Origin of the sequence: Rhodococcus sp. (in: high G+C Gram-positive bacteria) (genome assembly GCF_049286785.1) — a bacterium.
Lineage (GTDB): Bacteria > Actinomycetota > Actinomycetes > Mycobacteriales > Mycobacteriaceae > Rhodococcus_F.
This window is the reverse complement of the sequence record NZ_JBAQEO010000545.1, coordinates 1-1,635: the sequence shown is the minus strand read 5'-3', so window position 1 is coordinate 1,635 and position 1,635 is coordinate 1. Positions and strand designations below refer to the sequence as shown.

Below are 1,635 nucleotides of genomic sequence, written 5' to 3'. Positions count from 1 at the left end.
GGTACCGGTAGGTCTCGACGGCCTTGTAGTCGTTGCGCAGACTCGGCAGCACCAACTCCGCGAGTTCGGGGTGCTGGACCACCATCTGCACCGCAGGCGAATCCGCACCGCCGAGCCGGCGCATCTCGTCGATCAGCGCTCCATCGCTCTGCCGGTGCAGAGTGGTCGTCCTGGCGATGCCCGGCGCCGCTCGACCGGACACGAACAGGGCGGCGAGCGCTCCGCTCCGTTGCTCGAACCGCCGGGCCGCCTCGAACGCGACGGTGGCGCCCATGCTGTGACCGAACACCGCCAGTCGTCTCCCCTCGGCTGACGTCAACTCGCCCACCACCTGCTCCGAGATCGCGCCGATGTCGCTCACCATCCGATCGCCGAGGCGATCCTGCCTGCCCGGGTACTGCACCGCCATCACCTCGATCCGCGGGGCCAAAGCCTCGGAAAGGCCGCGGTAGGCGCTTGCCGTCCCGCCACCATGCGGGAAGCACAGCAGCACACTCGCGGCGTTCGGCGAGCTGTGGAACCGTCGGATCCAATCCATATCACTGCACCTCCGGGTTGAGGCTTCGTCACCTGCACTGCGTCACCTGCACTGCCAGTTTCTTTCCGATCACCACTGCGAACACGGCACCCAAGGGCTGATATTCCACACCCCTCATGAATCGTTGCACAGTCCGAACCGTGCCGATCGATCCCGCCACACCAGTGGCAGACCGTATGAGATTTCTGTAGACGCTACTTCAGCAGCCTCGACAATCGGCGGTCGGCCAGAATCTTGCCGCCGGTCTGACAGGTTGCACAGTACTGAAATGATTTCTCCGCGAAGGACACTTCGCGGACGGTGTCACCGCATACCGGACACGGCAGACCTGTCCTTGCGTGGACGCGCATGCCGGAGCGCTTCTCGCCCTTCAGCCGTGCTGCATCCTGGCCGACGGAACGCTGGACGGCGTCGGTGAGCACCGTGCGCATCGCCTCGTAGAGTGTGTGGACCTGATCTTCGGGAAGTGTGCGCGCCGTAGCGAACGGGGAAATTCTTGCGGTGTGCAGGATTTCGTCGGAATAGGCGTTACCCACACCGGCGAGCAGTGACTGGTCGACCAGTGCGTTCTTGATGCGGGCGGGCGTTCCGGCGAGCAGCGCCGCGAACTCCGTTTCGGGGACGTCGAGTGCGTCAGGACCGAGCCGGGCTATCCCCTCCACCTCCTGCGGATCGCGTACCACCCACACCGCGAGCCGCTTCTTGGTGCCCGCCTCGGTGAGATCGAACGCCGGAGTCGCCCCCTCGGGACTGAAGAAGTGCAGCCGCAGCGCAAGCGGGCCCTTGCCGGGTTTCGGCGGCGCGGCCGACGGGTTGTCGATCCAGCGCAGCCAGCCGCCGCGGGAAAGATGCGTGACCAGCCACAGTCCGTCGCAGTCGAGCGCGAGATGCTTGCCGAACCGGGACGCACCCGTTACGTCGCGCCCTTGCAGCGCGGTGATCGGCGGATCGAACGTCTTCAGCACACTCAGTGCGGCCACATCGACACGTCCGACGACTGCTCCCACGGCATGTTCACGCAGGAACTCGGCTAGCGCCTCCACCTCGGGGAGTTCGGGCATGACATCAGGTTAGCCGGAATCACCGGCACAACGCGG

At 65.6% G+C, this 1,635-nt stretch carries 2 protein-coding genes; both read right to left on the bottom strand.

The window, feature by feature from the left end:
* Window positions 1-538 (bottom strand): thioesterase II family protein (locus tag WAW17_RS19700; protein WP_422334606.1); only part of this gene is annotated, 538 nt, incomplete at its 3' end.
* Between the two features lie 194 nt (window positions 539-732).
* Complete coding sequence (locus tag WAW17_RS19695; protein ID WP_422334605.1) at window positions 733-1,599, bottom strand: Fpg/Nei family DNA glycosylase; 867 nt, start codon at window positions 1,597-1,599, stop codon at window positions 733-735.
* Window positions 1,600-1,635: the final 36 nt, after the last annotated feature.

Coding starts and splice junctions, on each gene's coding strand:
- WAW17_RS19695 (WP_422334605.1), bottom strand. CDS start 1,599: ATGCCCGAACTCCCCGAGGTGGAGGCGCTAGCCGAGTTCCTGCGTGAA.